General features: G+C 68.1%; 19 protein-coding genes, 2 tRNA genes and 1 rRNA gene. 10 read left to right on the forward strand and 12 right to left on the reverse strand.

Annotated elements, in window-relative coordinates; genetic code table 11:
• Together D3261_RS21075 and D3261_RS16500 are read right to left on the reverse strand one after the other, a co-directional pair.
• A partial coding sequence (locus tag D3261_RS21075; RefSeq protein WP_147464988.1) for a twin-arginine translocation signal domain-containing protein occupies positions 1–100 on the reverse strand: 100 nt, incomplete at its 3' end.
• A gap of 73 nt (positions 101–173) precedes the next feature.
• Positions 174–2,630, reverse strand: a complete 2,457-nt coding sequence (locus D3261_RS16500) for an ABC transporter ATP-binding protein (protein WP_120074261.1) — start codon at positions 2,628–2,630, stop codon at positions 174–176.
• Between the two features lie 164 nt (positions 2,631–2,794).
• Here D3261_RS16500 and D3261_RS16505 point away from each other — a divergent pair, with 164 nt between their 5' ends.
• Complete coding sequence (locus tag D3261_RS16505) at positions 2,795–3,256, forward strand: hypothetical protein (protein WP_120074308.1); 462 nt, start codon at positions 2,795–2,797, stop codon at positions 3,254–3,256.
• A gap of 37 nt (positions 3,257–3,293) precedes the next feature.
• Here D3261_RS16505 and D3261_RS16510 read toward each other — a convergent pair whose 3' ends face one another.
• Together D3261_RS16510 and D3261_RS16515 are read right to left on the reverse strand one after the other, a co-directional pair.
• On the reverse strand, positions 3,294–4,328 hold the full coding sequence (locus D3261_RS16510; protein ID WP_120074262.1) for a hypothetical protein: 1,035 nt from the start codon (positions 4,326–4,328) through the stop codon (positions 3,294–3,296).
• 85 nt (positions 4,329–4,413) lie between these two features.
• Positions 4,414–5,031 carry a DUF5806 family protein gene (locus D3261_RS16515; protein ID WP_120074264.1) on the reverse strand — a complete coding sequence of 206 codons (618 nt, stop codon included), beginning with the start codon at positions 5,029–5,031 and terminating at the stop codon, positions 4,414–4,416.
• Between the two features lie 86 nt (positions 5,032–5,117).
• Between D3261_RS16515 and D3261_RS16520 the strand changes: the two genes are divergently transcribed.
• Together D3261_RS16520 and D3261_RS16525 are read left to right on the forward strand one after the other, a co-directional pair.
• The gene (locus tag D3261_RS16520) at positions 5,118–5,480 is read left to right on the forward strand and encodes a universal stress protein (protein ID WP_120074266.1); all 363 of its coding nucleotides are present in this window, start codon (positions 5,118–5,120) and stop codon (positions 5,478–5,480) included.
• Positions 5,477–5,989, forward strand: coding sequence for a GNAT family N-acetyltransferase (locus D3261_RS16525; RefSeq protein ID WP_120074268.1), 513 nt, complete (start codon positions 5,477–5,479; stop codon positions 5,987–5,989). The genes D3261_RS16520 and D3261_RS16525 overlap by 4 nt, the downstream gene beginning before the upstream one ends.
• Before the next feature lie 22 nt (positions 5,990–6,011).
• Here D3261_RS16525 and D3261_RS16530 read toward each other — a convergent pair whose 3' ends face one another.
• Positions 6,012–6,422: a hypothetical protein gene (locus D3261_RS16530; protein ID WP_120074270.1), complete on the reverse strand. Its 411-nt coding sequence runs from the start codon at positions 6,420–6,422 to the stop codon at positions 6,012–6,014.
• A gap of 112 nt (positions 6,423–6,534) precedes the next feature.
• Between D3261_RS16530 and D3261_RS16535 the strand changes: the two genes are divergently transcribed.
• Entirely contained in the window at positions 6,535–7,626 is a 1,092-nt protein-coding gene (locus tag D3261_RS16535) for a DHH family phosphoesterase (RefSeq protein ID WP_120074271.1), read from the forward strand.
• A gap of 12 nt (positions 7,627–7,638) precedes the next feature.
• Here the strand turns inward: D3261_RS16535 and D3261_RS16540 are convergent, their stop codons facing one another.
• Genes D3261_RS16540 through D3261_RS16550 form a run of 3 tightly spaced genes read right to left on the reverse strand, consistent with a single transcriptional unit; the run spans position 7,639 to position 8,933 of the window.
• Complete coding sequence (locus D3261_RS16540; RefSeq protein WP_120074273.1) at positions 7,639–8,070, reverse strand: DUF5807 family protein; 432 nt, start codon at positions 8,068–8,070, stop codon at positions 7,639–7,641.
• Positions 8,071–8,109: 39 nt separating this feature from the next.
• Positions 8,110–8,532 carry a hypothetical protein gene (locus D3261_RS16545; RefSeq protein WP_120074275.1) on the reverse strand — a complete coding sequence of 141 codons (423 nt, stop codon included), beginning with the start codon at positions 8,530–8,532 and terminating at the stop codon, positions 8,110–8,112.
• Complete coding sequence (locus tag D3261_RS16550; RefSeq protein WP_120074277.1) at positions 8,532–8,933, reverse strand: 30S ribosomal protein S6e; 402 nt, start codon at positions 8,931–8,933, stop codon at positions 8,532–8,534. The genes D3261_RS16545 and D3261_RS16550 overlap by 1 nt, the downstream gene beginning before the upstream one ends.
• 122 nt (positions 8,934–9,055) lie before the next feature.
• On the opposite strand from D3261_RS16550, the gene D3261_RS16555 reads away from it, so the two are divergent.
• The 3 genes from D3261_RS16555 (at position 9,056) to D3261_RS16565 (ending at position 12,020) form a co-directional block, all read left to right on the forward strand.
• Complete coding sequence (locus tag D3261_RS16555; RefSeq protein ID WP_120074279.1) at positions 9,056–10,210, forward strand: hypothetical protein; 1,155 nt, start codon at positions 9,056–9,058, stop codon at positions 10,208–10,210.
• A gap of 46 nt (positions 10,211–10,256) precedes the next feature.
• Positions 10,257–11,483 (forward strand): MBL fold metallo-hydrolase, encoded by a 1,227-nt coding sequence (locus tag D3261_RS16560; RefSeq protein ID WP_120074281.1) that lies wholly within the window; start codon positions 10,257–10,259, stop codon positions 11,481–11,483.
• A gap of 66 nt (positions 11,484–11,549) precedes the next feature.
• The gene (locus D3261_RS16565; RefSeq protein WP_120074283.1) at positions 11,550–12,020 is read left to right on the forward strand and encodes an SRPBCC family protein; all 471 of its coding nucleotides are present in this window, start codon (positions 11,550–11,552) and stop codon (positions 12,018–12,020) included.
• Positions 12,021–12,039: 19 nt separating this feature from the next.
• Here D3261_RS16565 and D3261_RS16570 read toward each other — a convergent pair whose 3' ends face one another.
• Complete coding sequence (locus D3261_RS16570) at positions 12,040–12,996, reverse strand: oxidoreductase (protein WP_120074285.1); 957 nt, start codon at positions 12,994–12,996, stop codon at positions 12,040–12,042.
• Positions 12,997–13,271: 275 nt separating this feature from the next.
• On the opposite strand from D3261_RS16570, the gene D3261_RS20425 reads away from it, so the two are divergent.
• From D3261_RS20425 to D3261_RS16580, 3 genes are all read left to right on the forward strand, one after another.
• Positions 13,272–13,412 carry a hypothetical protein gene (locus D3261_RS20425; RefSeq protein WP_199694043.1) on the forward strand — a complete coding sequence of 47 codons (141 nt, stop codon included), beginning with the start codon at positions 13,272–13,274 and terminating at the stop codon, positions 13,410–13,412.
• A 60-nt stretch (positions 13,413–13,472) separates the two neighbouring features.
• Positions 13,473–14,147, forward strand: coding sequence for a hypothetical protein (locus D3261_RS16575; protein WP_120074287.1), 675 nt, complete (start codon positions 13,473–13,475; stop codon positions 14,145–14,147).
• 30 nt (positions 14,148–14,177) lie between these two features.
• Positions 14,178–14,251, forward strand: a tRNA-Lys gene (locus tag D3261_RS16580).
• 111 nt (positions 14,252–14,362) lie between these two features.
• Here the strand turns inward: D3261_RS16580 and D3261_RS16585 are convergent.
• From D3261_RS16585 to rrf, 3 genes are all read right to left on the reverse strand, one after another.
• Positions 14,363–15,376 carry a hypothetical protein gene (locus D3261_RS16585; protein WP_120074289.1) on the reverse strand — a complete coding sequence of 338 codons (1,014 nt, stop codon included), beginning with the start codon at positions 15,374–15,376 and terminating at the stop codon, positions 14,363–14,365.
• A gap of 169 nt (positions 15,377–15,545) precedes the next feature.
• Positions 15,546–15,621, reverse strand: a tRNA-Cys gene (locus D3261_RS16590).
• A 226-nt stretch (positions 15,622–15,847) separates the two neighbouring features.
• Positions 15,848–15,966, reverse strand: a 5S ribosomal RNA gene (rrf, locus tag D3261_RS16595).
• Between the last annotated feature and the right edge of the window lie 31 nt (positions 15,967–15,997).

Here is a 15,997-nt window from a genome sequence, read left to right on the forward strand (position 1 = left end):
ACTCACCGCCGCCCATACAGCCCGCGACCGTCGCTGCGGCCGCCGCACCGCCGGCGATCTTGAGGAAGGAACGTCTGTCCCGTTCGCTATCGTCTGGCATACGCCTATTGATGACAGGGGGCTAATAAGGATACCGGTAAATGTTGCGCCTCACCGAGGCCCGGTGTAGCGGTTCAGTCGTTGTGGAGGTGACACGCTGCGGGGTGAGCGCCCTCGCCGAGGGTCGGCCGCTCGCGTTCGCAGACGCTCTCGAAACGCTCACGGAGGAGCTCGCTCGCCCCCTCGAAATCGCCGTCGGCCACGCGCTCGAAGGACGCCTCGACGACCGACCGCGACTCGGCGTCGAGCCCGTCGGCGTGGTCGAACAGCTCGTCCCAGAGCGCCCGTGTCGGCACGCCACCGTCGGTCGCGACCTCCCCGCTCGCCGCCGCCTCCGCCCGAACGTCGGCCACCGATAGCGACTCGTCCGCGACGCGCTGGCGGTAGTCCATCACCTCGCGGTAGCTCTTCTGGGAGACGTCGAGGTCCTCGGGCGGGATCACGGAGGGACACCGGGTGTGGAACCGACAGCCCGAGGGCGGGGTGATGGGGCTCGGAACGTCGCCTTCGAGCACCGTCCGGTCGGTGTCGGTCGTCGGGTCGGGTTCGGGGATCGACGAGAGCAGCGCTCTGGTGTAGGGGTGTTTCGGGTCGTCGAACAGGTCCCGGGTTTCGGCCACCTCGACGACCTCGCCGAGGTACATCACGGCGATCCGGTCGCAGATGTGGCGCACGACGGACAGATCGTGGGCGATGAAGAGGAAGGTGAGGCCGAACTCCTCTTGAAGGTCCTCCAGCAGGTTCAGGATCTGGGCTTGTACGGAAACATCGAGCGCGCTCACCGGCTCGTCGCAGACGATGAACTCGGGGTCGACCGCGAGCGCGCGAGCGATCCCGACCCGCTGGCGCTGGCCGCCCGAGAGCTCGTGGGGATAGCGGTCGTACTGGCTGACGTCGAGCCCCACTGCCTCGATGAGCTCCTCGACGCGGTCGCGGCGGGCCTCGCGCTCCGAGCGGTCGTCGCCGGGGTCGGTCTCGGGAAGGTCGTGGATCGTGAGCGGCTCGGCGATCGTCGCGCCGACGTTCATCCGGGGGTCGAGGCTCGACAGCGGGTCCTGGAAGATCATCTGCATCTCGCGGCGTTTCTCCCGGAGGTCGTCGCCGTCGAGCCCCGCGAGGTCCTCGCCCGCGAACACCACTTTCCCGTCGGTGGGTTCGAGGAGTCTGAGAACGGTGCGCCCGGTCGTGGACTTCCCACAGCCGGATTCACCAACGAGACCGAGGGTCTCGCCCTCGTAGACGTCGAGGTCGACACCGTCGACCGCCCGCACGGGTTTGGTGTCGCGCGCGAGCCAGCTATCGAGGAGGCCGTCGGCCTGCGAGAAGTGTTTCTTCATCCCCTCGACCGAGACCAGCGGCTCGGCCGTCCGGTCGGGGGCGGCGGTTGGTCCGTCCGTCGCCGCTACCCCCTCGTCGGTGCCGTACTCGCTGGTGTCGAACTCCTGGAGGACGCACTTCGAACGGTGATTGACGTCCTCGGGGCCGTGCTGGAGGTACGGGATCGGGTCCTCGTGACACTCGGCGTGGGCCCACGGACAGCGCGGCGCGAACCGGCAGCCCTCGGGGAGGTCGATGAGGTCGGGGACGTTGCCCTCGATCGGGGTCAGCCGGTCGGCGTCCTCGCGCGGGATCGATTCGAGCAGGGTGTAGGTGTAGGGGTGCGAGGGGTTCGCGAAGATCTCCTCGACCGGTCCCTCCTCGACGATCTCGCCGGCGTACATCACCGCGACGCGGTCGCAGGTCTCGGCCACGACGCCGAGGTCGTGGGTGATGAAGAGGACGGACATCCCGAACTCGTCCTGGAGGTCGTTGATCAAATCGAGGATCTGGGCCTGGATCGTGACGTCGAGCGCGGTGGTGGGCTCGTCGGCGATCAGGAGCTGGGGGCGACACGCCAGCGCGATGGCGATCAGCACCCGCTGGCGCATCCCGCCCGAGAACTCGTGGGGGAACTCCTCGACCCGCGCGGCGGGTTCGGGGATCCCAACCGCCGAGAGCATCTCGATGGTGTCCTCGAGGACTCGGTCGTCGAGCCCCGACCCGACCCGCGGCATGACCTCCCGGACGGCGTTGAACCAGGAGTCCTTCCGGCGGCCGCCGTACTGGTGGAGGCGGAGGCTCTCGGCGACCTGCTCGCCCACCGGCACGGCGGGGTTGAGCGAGGTCATCGGATCCTGGAAGATCATGCTCATCTCGCCGCCGCGGACCCGGCGCATCGCGTCGTCGGGCGCGCGGGTGAGGTCGACGGTCCCAGTGCTAGGATCGGCGAAGTCGCCGCGATACTCCTCGGCGAACGTCCGTGCGAGGTCGGCGTCGTGGAACTCGACGCTACCGTCGACGACCCGGCCGGGAGAGTCGACGAGGCCCATCGTCGAGAGCGCCGTCACCGACTTCCCCGACCCGGACTCGCCAACGAGACCGACGGTTTCGCCCTTTTCGACCGTGAGGTCGAGCCCGTCGACGGCCTTCACCGTCCCCCGGTCGGTGGCGAACTGGGTCCGCAGACCGGAAAGCGAGAGGAGGTCTGTCACGCCGCCCCGTTCGAAACGGGTGTATATACGTCTGGCGCACCGTTGATGATCGGATCGGAACGTCGGTCGTCGAATTCGTTTCGGTTTTCCAGAATCCGGCGACGCTCGCTCGGCGGGTCGGCCGTGGGAACAACGTTTTCGCCCGTGGGTTGCACGTGGAGGACATGGCTGAGGAGAACCCCTTCGACCGCGTCGTGGAACCCTGGGAGGCAGTGATGGAGGACATGGCGGCCACCGCCACGGGCTACCGCGAGGCGGGATACTCGGTGCTCGAACTCCACCCCGGCGACGTCGCGGTCGAGAATGACGAACGCTACGGCCTCGACGTCCTCGTCCCCGGCGAGGAGTACGACGAACTCGAACGCGTCACCGCGGCGGCGACCTTCGATGCCTACGAGGTCTACCACGCGCGGGAGGCGGGGATGACGTTCCTCCTGTTGGTGCTCACCGACCCCGAGGCCGAGCAGGCGGTCTGCTGTCCGGCCTACTACGACGACCGGGACGCCGAGGCCCTCGAACGCCGGAGCCACGCGGAGGGCGCGATGCACACCCACGTCCGCCCGCTCGACGACGAGACGTGGGTGACGTTCACTCACGACGAGCCGGACCTGTTCTTTCCCGCGTGAGGGAGCGGGGGAAGGTCGCGGGGCGTCGGCCCCGTCGTCACTCCTCGGTGAGGTCGATGTCGTCGCCGCGGTCGGACTCGTGGAGGATGAACGGGCCGATGGCGCTGGTTCGCTTCGCGACGGTCGCGATCCGCAGGACGATCGACGTGAGGACGAAGAAGGGCACGACCGAGAGCGCCGCGGCCGCGCTCACGACCCAGATGATGGTGGCCACGCCGAACACGGATCCGGGAAACGAGGTGGGGGCCAGAAACAGCAGGGTCGCGGTCGCGACCGCCAGCGCGGGGAGCGCCGTGGCGAGAACCGCCCGAAGGAGGCGGATGAGTTCCCACTGGAAGTAAAGCGATTTGAAATGCTCGCGCGTCGGACCGAACAGGGTGAGAACGTCGAGCAGCGCCTCGAACGACGTCCGTTCGTCGTCGGTCAGCTCGTCGCGGTACTCCGTACGGAGCCACTGGGCTCCGTAGATCTTCCAGGAGTAGTTGTAGTCCATCGCGGCCCGCAGGAGGTCGAACTCGCCGAACTCGGTGTCGGTCAAGCGATCCCCGACCCCCTCGGCGTTCTCGACGAGGTCGTCGACGAACCGAGTGACCTGCTCGCGGAGTTCCTCGTTGTCGTTCGATTCGAGGGCGTCGTCGAGCGCCTCGGCGCGGTCCTTGCTCAGGTCGACGAGCCAGCCGAGGAACGTCGGCGGGTCGGGCGGACCGACCGCCCCGAGCGAGTCCCGGAGGTCGTGTCGGAACTCGACCGCGCCCGTCATGCGGTCGCGCTGTTTGTCGAGCGACCCGAACTCCTGGGAGAGCACCAACTGCCCGATGGTGACGACGAGCGTCACACCGGTGATGAGCGAGGCGATGAGCGCTTGGAAGGTGATCCCGACTTGGTTCGTGCTCCCCATGACGGTTCGAAAAGCCGACGGCGCGACCGCTCCGACGGCGACGAGGACGACGAACAGCCCGAGCGTCAGCCCGCTCGCGATCAGCCACCGGTCACCATTCATCAGGAGCCAGTATCGAAGCCGGCTCTCGTCCATCCGCTCGTGCATCGTCTCGCTCTGTGTCCCCGCGCCCATTCGTCACGAGAGGTGCCCAGGAGCGAAAAGCATGCAGTGCGGCGGAGGTGGACGGGCGAGGAAACCTACGCGCGCCGTCGCCGGCTCAGTCGCTCGCGTCGTCGCTCTCGCCCGGTTCGAACCGTTCGCCGCAGTGGGGACAGGTGAGGTCGTCGTGGCGGAGCGCCGCGCTCTGGGTCCGCACCTCGCGCATCGTCGAGGAGATCCGTTCCTCGGCGGCGAGTTCGTCGTCGAACGCCAGGTCGACGCCCTCGACTTCGAGCAGGAACTTCGCCACCTCGGTGGCCTCGTACATCACGTCGTCGAGGTCCTCGGCGGTGAAGAAATCACACATCGCGCCGTAGAGGAAGGTCGCCCCCGCCTTCCTGACCTTCCCCTCGAACGCCGATCGGGCCTGGTTGACGGCCTGTGGCGTGTAGGTGTCGGTCATGAACGGGACGAGCTCGGGGAGGTGCTTGCCGATCTTGGTCATCTCGACGCCGGTCTCGGTGCGGAAGTCGGCACAGAGCCGGGCGATCGCCCACTCGCGGGCGGTGATGTAGGTTCGGTCCCGCAGGAACTCGTTGGCGCGTTCGTAGCGCGCGCCGTCCATCTTCGAGAAGCGGTCGTACGTGCGGACGTCCTCGGGGACCGTCGTGTCGGGCGTCGGGTCCTCGCCGGTCTCGTCCGCCGAGGCGGGGTTCTGCGGAGCGTCGTCGGTCATCGTGGTGGGTTGCGGACGGGGGTGAAAAAGCGTTCGGGAGCCGCGAGCGCCACAACGGTTTTCCTCCGAGGCCGCCAGCATCCGGCATGAACGTGCTGCTCGGTATCGACGGAACGGACCGGGCGTTCGACGCGCTCGAACGGACCATCGCGCGGGTGCGCGAGACCGGCGACGACCTCACGGTGGCGGTGGTCGAGAGCGACGTCACGAACCCCGAGGCGGTCGAACGGCGGATCCGGACGATGCTCGACGACGTCGGCATCGACGCCGGGATCGAACAGGTCGAGGGCCACGCCGGCGGCGCGCTGGTCGAGCTCGCCGAGGCCGGCGGGTTCGACCGGCTGGTGCTCGACGGTGGCGAGCGCACCCCGACCGGGAAGATCCGGCTCGACCCCACCACCGAGTTCGTCCTCCTGAACGCCGAGACCTCGGTGACACTCGCCCGATGAGGGGCTACCCCGAGGACCACGCCCGGACGTTCGACCCGCCGCCCATCACGTTCACCGACGCCCACGGCCGCGAGATCCGGATCCAGGAGTACGACGACGAACGCGAGGCGCTGACCGCGATGTACGTCGCGTTCGACCCCGCCGACCGCGCCCAGGGCATCCCGCCGGCCGACGAGGCCGCCGTCGAGAACTGGCTCGAAGTGATCCTCGCGGGGAGCTACAACGTCATCGCCGTCCACGGCGAGGAGTGCGTCGGCCACGCGACCCTCGTGCCCGACGGCGAGGAGGCCTACGAACTCGCGATCTTCGTTCTCGACACCCACCAGCAGGCCGGGATCGGCTCACAGCTCCTCGAAGCCCTGCTCGGGAGCGCCCAGGCCGACGGTGCTGAGCACGTGTGGCTCACGGTCGAACGCTGGAATCAGGCGGCGATCGCGCTCTATCACAAGTTCGGCTTCGAGACCTGTGGCTCCGAGAGCTTCGAGATGGAGATGGCGCTTCGGTTGTGAGCCCTGAGAGCGCTTCGCCGTGTTACGAGCCTTCGGCTCTGCTCGTCTGACCGGCTCCCGAACTCGAGCGATTCGAGTACCACCGCAGAAGGACGCCGATACCAGCGAGAACTATCCCGAGGTCGGCGAGCGCCTGCACCGCGGCGGCGTACCCGAGCGCGGAACCGAGTCCGGAGAGCCGGATCGACTGCAGGACGAGCGCGAGGCCGACGAGACCGTGACCAGCGACGGCCAGACGAGGGTGGTCATTCCACCGGTCACGGGTTGTCCGAACGAGTTCGGATGCGAGACAACAGACTGCGACGACAGCGAGGGTGATCTCGAGGATGGTCCGGGGCGCATCGACGAAAACCACGATGCCGACCGCGCAGAGAGCGACTCCGGTGCGAAGAACGCTCGCTAGCTGCGTGCGTTCCCAGATCGGTGTTGCCATCGCGGTGGGAGGGAAACGCTACCGCCGGACATAAGATCGGGGGAACTGGCGGACTGTAGCTACCGATGGTCGGGATCGGGGGGTTCTTCGGTGACGCGACAGAGGGGAGAGCATGAACGACGAGCTCATCGACGACGAAACCCTCCCGCTCGCGCGGAAGTCCCTCCTGCCGGGCGCGGGCTTTTTCTATCCCGACTCGTTCGACGAGGAGCGCGCCGAGCGCGAGACCCGCGAGGCGCTCGACGGGGCCCAGCGGGTGGTCCTCGCCGACCCCGACGCGGACGGACTGGGTTGTGTCGCACTGCTCCGCGAGGCGTTCGGCGAGGTGACCCTGATCCCGACGGGCCCGCACGACCTCAGCAACACCATCGACCGGGTGGCCGACTACGTCGAGACGGGCGCGCAGGTGTTCGTCTGCGACCTCTCGGTCGACGATTTCTACTACATCTCCGGTCAGTTCGACCGCCTCACGACCCGAGCCGCCTCGGTCGAGTGGTTCGACCACCATCAGTGGGAAGCCGAGGATATGGAGAAAGTGCGCGACCACGGTGCGCGGCTCGTGGTCGGGGATAGCGAGGAGGTCTGTTCGACCGACGTGACCCTCGACTCGCTCGACCACGACTTCGACCCACGATACACGGAACTCGCGGCCGTCACCCGCGACCACGACCTCTGGCTCCGCGAGGACCCACGGAGTGACGACCTCGCCGACTACGCCCACTGGGCCGAACCCGAGGAGTACATCGAAACCGTGCGCGAACACGGCGCGGACCTCCCATCAGAAGTCGAGACCTTCCTCGCCGACCAGCGGATCGAGAAGGAGGCGCTGATCGAGCGGGCGGTCGAGCGCGCGGAGCTGAAGCAGGTCGGGCCGTGGACGGTCGGCGTGACCTACGGCCGGTGTTCGCAGAACGAGGTCTGTGAGGCGCTCCGGGAGGCGGGGGCCGACGCGGCGGTGGTCGTCAAACCCGCCGGGAGCGCGAGCATCCGGGGGACGGAGAACTTCGAGCGGTGTCACGAGGTCGCGGGGCAGGTCAACGGCGGCGGTCACCCGAAAGCTGCGGGCTGCAAACCCGACATCTACGACGACATGCTGGATTACGCCCACCACTGGAGTACTCAAGGCGCGGTGACGAAACGGGTGATCCTCGCGGCGTTCGAACGGTTGCCGGAGATGGACGACGAAGGCGAACTGGACGCGTAGAACGACGGGTCGCTATTCCTCGACGACCCACCGGTCGGAGTAGGCCGTCCCGCACTCACAGACCGCGTAGGCGTGGATCACGTCGCCCTCGGCGTAGATCTCGCCCACCTCCTCGTTCTGTTCTTCCGCGAACGCGAAGACGAACCGCGGGGCGTGCTCGCCGTCGTCACCGTCGCCCTCGGGACACTCACCCTCGAACGATTCGAGGTCGAGCGCGCCCTCGGCCTGCATCGCCGAGCTCGCGAGCGCCATCGGGTCGACGCCGGTCGCGCCCTCGAACGCGCTCCGGCCGCGTTCGGCTTCGAGCACGAGCACCACACCACGGGAGACCTGCTCGCCGTGCTGTGAGAGAGTTCCGAGGTCCGAGACGGCCGATTCGGCGAAGAAGACGAGGACCTCGTCGGGTTCGTCACCGGCGAGGAACGCGCGTTGTTCGGGGTTCATGTCGGCCGTAGTCGATACACGGAGAAAAGCCCGGGGGATTCAGCCGTCGAGGTCGCGCGCGATCGACGCGAGGCTCTCGTTCGGCGACTCGACAGCCTCGTAGACCGCGCGTTCACCCGGCTTTCGGATCCCGTAGAGAAAGCCCGATTCGACGATGTCGACGGCGACCCGGCGACCGTGGTCGAGGCCCACTGCGCGTCGCCAGGCTTCGAGTCGGTCCTCGCCGTCGTGCTCGCGCGCGAGACGGGCGTTGTCGTAGGCCCCTTTGACCTCGCGACCGCCGTCGTCGGTGGTCTCGATGGTCGCGTGACGAGTGACGTCGTCGATAACCAGTCGCACGCTCCCGGCGGGAAAACGGTCGTCGGCGGGGAGCGAGAGCCGTGATCGAGTCCGACCCCAGCGGTCGAGGGTCGCCTCGACCGTCTCGACCGAGGGGTGGTCGCTCGGGAGGCGTTCGGGCACTACTCGTCGGCGTCGTCGCCGCCCTCGCCGAAGAGGTCGTCGACCGACTGGTCGCCCCGCTCGGTGATGGTCGCGTTGATCTGGCGGGTCTCGTCGCCGACCTCGCGGCCCCGGACGGTGACGCGTTTTCGTTCGCCGTCGCTGGTGGGGTGAAAGCCCGTGCCACCCGAGAGGAGCACCGACGAGAGCGCCGAGCCCGCGACGTCCTCGCGCATCGGTCGGCCGGCGGTGTCGGATCCACCGGTTAGTTCGACGGTGTAGCCGTCGAGCCCGACCGCACCGCCATCGACCTCGTCGCCGATGGACCGCCCGATGAATCGGTTCGCGTCCTGTCCCTCGACCGCGCGCTGGTAGGCCGCCCCGTCCTCGGGGTCGGCGACGACGACCGTGAAATCAGCCATGCCGGAAGGAAGCCGGTCGCCCCTCAAAAGCGTATTGAAAGCCGGTCGACCCGGACGACGGTCGGAGGACCGAGAGGCGGACGACCAGTAGATTCATAGCGGCACCCGTTTCAAAAAAGCACATGGTACGACGAACGGCTCTCGTCCTCGTCGTCGTCGCGCTCGTCGCGCTCGCCGGCTGCAGCGGTCTCTCGAACAGCGGGGACTCGACCGCCGTGCCGACCGAGAACGGCTCCGAACCCGGACCGACGGCCACGGCCGTCGAGGCGACGGCGACCGGGACGTCGATGTCGACGGCAGCACCGACCACGGGCGCGTCGACCGCGACCGCCACGTCGAGCGAGACGACCGCCGGAGCGGCGACGGCCACCGGAACGGGAACCACGGCCGCGACGGCCACGGCAACCGAAACGTCGACCGGCACCACGACACCGACCGGGACGCCGACGACAACGGCGACCGCCACACCGACCGAAACCGAGACCGCCACACCGACGGAGACCACCACGCCGACCGAGACGGCGACTGAAACCGCGACACCAACTGAGACACCGACCGAAACCGCCACGGCGACCGAGACGCCGACCGAAACCGAGACCGCAACATCGACGACCGAAGCCGCCGTCGGGCCGGAGCCGCCGCTCGACGCCAGGTCGATCGCCGACGCGCACGAGAGCGCGATGCAGTCGGCCGGGAGCTTCACGGTCAACGCGAGTTCGACGCTCCGCGACCCGACCGCGGACGGTCCCGAGACCGAGACGAGCGGTGCGCGCGTCGACCTCGATGCCGACACGGCCTATCAGGTCTCCCGACCGACCGACGAGGCTACTCGGTACACCTACGCCGAGGGCGCGACGGCCTACAAGCGGAACGTGCTCTCGGGTGACTCCCAGTACGAGACCGAGGAGCTCGGCAAACCGCTGGCGGGGAGCCTCACCGGGAGCAACCGGGTCTACGAGACCGTCCGCGCGGTCGACTACGAGCGCTCGGGCACCGTCACGCGCGACGGCACCCGGCTCGCGGTCTACGTCGCCAACGGCACCGACAGCGTCGACACCGCGGGCGCGCTCTACCGTGGCGAGGACGTCACGGCCTTCAGTTCGACGCTGGTGATGAACCCCGAGACAGGCGTGGTTCGAAGCCTCGAGACCACCCGGACGACCGACTACCTCAGCTCCGGCGAGCCCGTCACCATCGAGACCACCCGCCGGTTCTCGGGTGTCGGCTCGACCGACGTCGGTCAGCCGGGCTGGGTCGACGAGCTGAAGAACGACTGAGCGCGGGACCGACGGGCCGAAACCCGTCGGGCCGGTAGAGCCCACAATGGAACTCCGTTTCTGCGGCGGGGCACGCGAGGTCGGCCGGAGCGCGGTCCTCCTCGACGACTCGCTGCTCCTCGACTACGGCATGAAGTCCGGGACCCCACCCGGGTTTCCCGTCGGCAACGTCGACCCGGACGCGGTCGTGGTCTCGCACGGCCACCTCGACCACGTCGGCACCGTCCCCGCACTCCTCTCGGGCGACGCCAGACCCCCAGTTCACTGGACGCCGCCGACGCGCGACCTCGGACTCCTGCTCGCGCGCGACACCCTGAAGCTCCGCGGCGGCACCCCGCAGTGTCCGTTCACCGAGACCGACGTGGCCCGGCTCACCCAGGTCTCGGAACTCCACGACTACCGCGAACGGTTCGACGCCGCGGGCCACGACGTCACCCTCTTCGACGCGGGCCACATCCCGGGCAGCGCCCACGTCCTCGTCGAGCGCGACGGGACCCGGATCCTCTACACGGGCGACTTCCACACCGCCGACCAGCGGATCGTCGGCGGGTCGACGGCACGGCCCGAAGCCGACGTCGTGGTGTGCGAGTCGACCTACTCCGATGTCGAGCACGAGGCGCGCGCGACGGTCGAGGAGCGGTTCGTCGAAAGCCTCCGAACCACGCTCTGGGAGGGCGGCACCGTCGTGGTACCGGCGTTCGCCATCGGTCGCACCCAGGAGGTGATGGCGATCTGTGCCCGTCACGACATCGAGTGCTACGTCGACGGGATGGGGAAACGCGTCACCGAACTCCTCCGGCGTACGTCGGGCTTCGTTCGCGAGGACGCGCTCAAACGGGCGAACGCACACGCCCGGTTCGTCTCGAACCACGGCCAGCGCGAGCGGATCGCCGACCAGAACACGGTGATCATCACCACCAGCGGGATGCTCTCGGGCGGGCCGGCGATGACCTACATCCCGCTCATCCGGGGGAACCCGGTGAACAAGGTCGCCTTCGTGGGCTATCAAGTCGCCGGCACACCGGGTCGGGAGCTGCTCGACACCGGGCGCGCCGAGATCGACGGCCGGGTGATGCCCGTGAGCGCCCAGGTCGAACGCTACGACCTCTCGGCCCACGCCGACCACGACGGGCTCAGAGCCTTCCTCGACTCCTATCACGAGTCACGGATCCTCGTCAATCACGGAGATAGATGTGCGGCGTTCGCCGCCGAGCTCCGAGAGGACGGGTTCGAGGCGAGCGCACCGGAACGCGGTGACGTCGTCGAGGTGTGAGGTCGAGGCTCGGAACCGCCGACAAGCTTAGGACGGTGGCTCCACGATGAACGATCGTGTGGGATAATGGACTTCGAATACCGGGCTAGCGTAGACGCACCGGCGACCGACGTCTTCTCGTTCGTCGCCGACCCCCGAAACGACCGTCAGTGGAAGGACCGGGTCGTATCCGTGGACGGGTTCGACGGCGGGATGGCGGTCGGAGCCCGGTGGACGCGCGTGGTCCGAGCGCCCGGCGGGCGGTCCGAGAACGTCGAGGAGTGCACCAGATACGAGGCACCGACGACGTTCGGCTATCGGACGGTCGCCGGACGAACACCGGTCGAGGTCACGTACACGCTGGCGACGTGCGATTGCGAGACCGCGATCGTCTACACGGGGAGCATGGCGTTTCGCGGGGCGATGCGGGTGGTCGCGCCGTTCGTTCACCCACGCATCGAACGCGGGATCGAATCGAGCGTGGATCGGTTGGTCGAACGGTTCGACACCACCGCCGACCGAACCGACGCGGGGGTGGCGAGCGAACCGGCGGTGTGAGTTCGGACGGCGAACCGAGTCAGACCGTCCGCGCGGGTGCGATGTCGTACTCGACACCGGTCAACTCCTCTGAGACCTGCCAGAGCCGGCGGGCGGTCTCCTCGTCGTACGACCGGTCGCTCGACGCCTGCTCCTCGGGGTGGCCACGCATGTTCTGCAAGCCACCGGGGCCGACGTACTCGCCGCCGGCGATGTCGGGCTCGGTCGCGGCGTAGAGCAGCGGGAGCGCTCCAGTGGCGGCGTCCTGGGCGACCAGCGCGTTCGCGACTTGCATCCCCCACAGCCGGAGGCGCGAACCGGACTGCTCGGGGCCGCGCCGCTGGAGGTCGGTCGCGGCGTAGCCGGGGTGACAGACCACGCTGGTGACGTCGTCGATGCCCGCCTCGCGGAGGCGACGGTGGAGCTCGTAGCCGAACAGGACGTTCGCGAGTTTGCTCTGCCCGTAGGCGGCCCACTCGTCGTAGGAATCCTCGCCCTGGAGGTCCTCGAAGTCGATCTCGCCGTTCTCGTGGAGCCCGCTGCTCTGGGTGACGACGCGCGTCTCGCCCTCGGTCTCGCGGAGGTGGCCCAGCAGCGCGGCCGTGAGCGCGAAGTGACCCAGATGGTTCACCCCGAACTGCGTCTCGAAGCCGTCGATCGTCTCGCTCCGGGGGATCGCCATCACGCCGGCGTTGTTGCAGAGCACGTGGAGTTCGTCGTGGGTGTCCGCGAACGCCGCGGCGAACGCCCCCACCGACGAGAGGTCCGCCAGGTCGAGTTCGATCACCGTGAGGCGGGTGTCGGGTGCTTCCTCGCGGATCCGTTCGCCCGCCTCGGTGCCCCGCTCCACGCTCCGACACGCGAGCACGACGTCGGCCCCGTGGAGCGCGAACTCGCGGGCGGCCTCGTAGCCGAGCCCGCTGTTCGCCCCCGTGACGACGACCGTCTTCCCGCTCAGATCCCCCATCTCGTCCGCAGTCCAGTCGCTGGCGGTCATGGGCGAGATTCGGGGTGGAAGACGGAAAGCGGTTGGCGTTCGATTCGATGACGAGGACCGAACCCGAAACCGTACGAGGAAGAGCGGATCGGTTTCCGACCCGCGTCAGAGTTTTCGGATCCTCTTGCCGCTAAACGGGAGTCAGGGTAGGGCTTACGGGTGGACGCGCGTTTATACAGGAAGCTACCGTACGATGTTTCGATGAAAGGAATCACTGCCGAGAGGGTACGACGGTTGCGGAGCCGCGTTCCGGGCGGCGTGCGGAGGACGAGCCGGTGAGCGACGCGAAAGCCGACGAGGAGTCCTCCTCGAACTACCTCGACGACATCGAGGACGGGGCGGGCTGTACCGAGATCTGGGAGCACCTCTCGAACCGGCGGGAAGCCGAGAGCGACGACGAAGACGAGGACGACTGACCGGGTGGTCCGGGACTGCGGGGGCGGGGTGTTTTTGGTCGTTGCGACCGCCGATCACCTATGAGCCCGGACGAGCCGACCACCGACCGCGAGTCACCGATCGGCGAGCCGGTCGTCCGGGGAGACCCGAGCTTCGCTGGCGAGCGCGCCGAGGAGGCCGTCCAGTTCGACCCCGACGACCCGGAGAGCCTCGCGACCGCCGCCGAGGTGGTCGAGGCGTTCGCCGACGACACCGTCGAGAGCGCCGACAGCGTCTACATGCTCCGTGGGGCGGCGGCGTGCGCGGCGCTCGTTCGCGGGGAGGGCTCTTACAAGGCGGCCGCCGCCCGCACCGGCGACGCCGTCACCGTCTCGTTCATCCGGAAGTGGGCCCGCGTACACGACCTGCCGCGGTCGATCCGCCAGTACGTCGCCGCCGGCGAGATCGCGCCCACGGCGGCCAAACACATCGCGCGGGTCTCCGACCACGCACGCTTCCAGCTCGCGTGGGCGGTGCTCGACAGCGACCTCACCGTTCGCGAGGTCCGCGCGGTCGCGAGCGCGATCAACGCCGGCACCTCGCCCGCCGAGGCCCTCGCTTCCCACGACGTGACGCTCGGCGAGATACGACTCCGACTCCCGGTCGAGACCTACACCGAACTCAGACGTCGTGCCGCCCTCCGGCGGGTCGACCCCGCCGACGTGGTGGCCGACGCCCTCGAAAGCCCCGACGACGCCGCCGGCGAGCGGTACTGATTTACGCACGACACTCAAGGTCCAAAACGAGGGCTGGTAGCTCAGTTAGGCAGAGCGTCTGGCTTTTAACCAGACGGTCGGGGGTTCGAATCCCTCCCAGCCCGCTATTCCGCTGAACGATAGTGAGGCGCGAATAGCGAACGCTGGAGGGTTCGAAGAACACGACGAGCGGAGCCGCGGCTCGGGAACGATCGAGGAATCGAAAGACCCAGTCGTCAGCCCCGGACTGGCAGATACGCCATTGCGAGGACGAGGATGGCGGCGAACAGGCTGATGATGACGACGCCCCAGAGTCCGAGCATGCGGTCGTTGAAGTGGTCGAGGGCTTCCTGCTCGGCCTGATAGCCCGAGACGTTCTGTGAGAGCACGACGCTGTCGTTCTGGGGGAACTGGGCGACGTAGGTCGTCCCGCCGAGGGTGACGTTCTCCCCGGCGGCGAGCTCCTGTGAGCGCGTCAGGCTCGCCCGCCAGGCGAGCGTCACGCCGCTACTGTTGATGGACTCGACCCGCGAGGAGTTGTTCTGATAGGGGAATCGGTCGCCGACGGAGACGTTTCGGGTCGTCGGTTCCGGGAGGTAGGCGTCGAGCGTCTGGGTCGTTCCGTTGCGGTACCGGACGTACTCCGTGTCGTTCGCACCGCTCAGCGTGGTGTCCGCGACCGCCGGGTCGGCCCGCAGACGGGCGGCGGTGTCGAACTCCTGGCGGAGGGTGAACGACGAGACGTTCGCGGCCGAGGCGTTCCCACCCGAGGCGTTTCCACCCGAAGCGTTGCCCGCCGACGCGTTGGGGATGACGACGCGGAACTCGGTGCCGGGGGTGCTCGAGGCCGCGCTCGTTCCCTCTCCGCCCGTCGTGGCGCTCGTCGACGGTCCGCTCGTGCTGGTGCCGGTCGTTCCGGCACCGCTCGTGGTGCCGGTCGACGCCGTTCCAGCGCCTCCGCTGGAGCCGTTCGGTGCCGGTCGGTACATCCCGTTCTGGAAGGCGAGCGAGGTGTTGTTCGAGAACGAGGTCGTGAACCGTGCCGAGTCGTTGGTCGAGGAGACGTTGCCGCTCCCGTCCGCGACGTTGACCGTCCACTGCGTGCCGCCGGCAGGGATGGGATCGCCCTGTGAGTAGCTCTCGCCCTCGACCGAGACCGACGGTTTCTCCGCGACCGTCGTCAGGGAGTACGCCGCGATCGCGACCACCACGAAGAAAACGACGTAGATCGCCGCAGCCCGTCGTTGCATACACCCCAAGATAGGTCCCTCCGGTATAATCGTTGCTTTTCATGAGGATCTATCCGGGGCGACCGCCGTACCACCGCCCGGCGGTCTCGATGTGGTCGTCACTACTGGATAGAAGAACGGGTCGCTGTAGTTACGGTAGGAGTATGCGTGCGAGATGGGTTCGAAAGGAAGCCAAGGGCCGGATTTGAACCGGCGATGGGCGGCTCTGCAGGCCGCTGCGTTAGGCCGGACTCTGCCACCTTGGCACGGTTGGCACTACTCGTGGTGCCTGTATAATGGTAGCGATCACCGCCGAGCGTTTCCACTCCGCGGTGGTGAATGATGGTTCGATGCACGCGAGGCGTGCACCGAGATATGAATGGGAGGCGGCGAACCACCAGTTGCGAGCCGTTGTAACGGAGCGGTCTCGGGTTCCACCGGGACGGACCCTGCGTGTACTACCGATTGCGCTCCTGGGCTCGTACTTGGCCCCTCTTGCGAGGCAATTTTCCCAGAGGCTCGCGCACTCCAGTACTCGTTGGAACGCTGGCGGGCTTATCTGCCGTGTTCGGGATGGGTACGGGAGTCGCCCCGCCGCTGTGGCCGCCTTAATGCCGATCCGTGGACTCGAACCACGTGAAG

Origin of the sequence: Halococcus sp. IIIV-5B, from assembly GCF_003602035.1 — an archaeon.
GTDB lineage: Archaea > Halobacteriota > Halobacteria > Halobacteriales > Halococcaceae > Halococcus > Halococcus salsus.

What these genes read in the sequence shown, in the direction of transcription:
- D3261_RS16505 (WP_120074308.1), top strand. Translation starts at nt 2,795, where the DNA reads ATGGCTGAGGAGAACCCCTTCGACCGCGTCGTGGAACCCTGGGAGGCA.
- D3261_RS16510 (WP_120074262.1), bottom strand. Translation starts at nt 4,328, where the DNA reads ATGGGCGCGGGGACACAGAGCGAGACGATGCACGAGCGGATGGACGAG.
- D3261_RS16515 (WP_120074264.1), bottom strand. Translation starts at nt 5,031, where the DNA reads ATGACCGACGACGCTCCGCAGAACCCCGCCTCGGCGGACGAGACCGGC.
- D3261_RS16520 (WP_120074266.1), top strand. Translation starts at nt 5,118, where the DNA reads ATGAACGTGCTGCTCGGTATCGACGGAACGGACCGGGCGTTCGACGCG.
- D3261_RS16525 (WP_120074268.1), top strand. Translation starts at nt 5,477, where the DNA reads ATGAGGGGCTACCCCGAGGACCACGCCCGGACGTTCGACCCGCCGCCC.
- D3261_RS16530 (WP_120074270.1), bottom strand. Translation starts at nt 6,422, where the DNA reads ATGGCAACACCGATCTGGGAACGCACGCAGCTAGCGAGCGTTCTTCGC.
- D3261_RS16535 (WP_120074271.1), top strand. Translation starts at nt 6,535, where the DNA reads ATGAACGACGAGCTCATCGACGACGAAACCCTCCCGCTCGCGCGGAAG.
- D3261_RS16540 (WP_120074273.1), bottom strand. Translation starts at nt 8,070, where the DNA reads ATGAACCCCGAACAACGCGCGTTCCTCGCCGGTGACGAACCCGACGAG.
- D3261_RS16550 (WP_120074277.1), bottom strand. Translation starts at nt 8,933, where the DNA reads ATGGCTGATTTCACGGTCGTCGTCGCCGACCCCGAGGACGGGGCGGCC.
- D3261_RS16555 (WP_120074279.1), top strand. Translation starts at nt 9,056, where the DNA reads ATGGTACGACGAACGGCTCTCGTCCTCGTCGTCGTCGCGCTCGTCGCG.
- D3261_RS16560 (WP_120074281.1), top strand. Translation starts at nt 10,257, where the DNA reads ATGGAACTCCGTTTCTGCGGCGGGGCACGCGAGGTCGGCCGGAGCGCG.
- D3261_RS16565 (WP_120074283.1), top strand. Translation starts at nt 11,550, where the DNA reads ATGGACTTCGAATACCGGGCTAGCGTAGACGCACCGGCGACCGACGTC.
- D3261_RS16570 (WP_120074285.1), bottom strand. Translation starts at nt 12,996, where the DNA reads ATGACCGCCAGCGACTGGACTGCGGACGAGATGGGGGATCTGAGCGGG.
- D3261_RS16575 (WP_120074287.1), top strand. Translation starts at nt 13,473, where the DNA reads ATGAGCCCGGACGAGCCGACCACCGACCGCGAGTCACCGATCGGCGAG.
- D3261_RS16585 (WP_120074289.1), bottom strand. Translation starts at nt 15,376, where the DNA reads ATGCAACGACGGGCTGCGGCGATCTACGTCGTTTTCTTCGTGGTGGTC.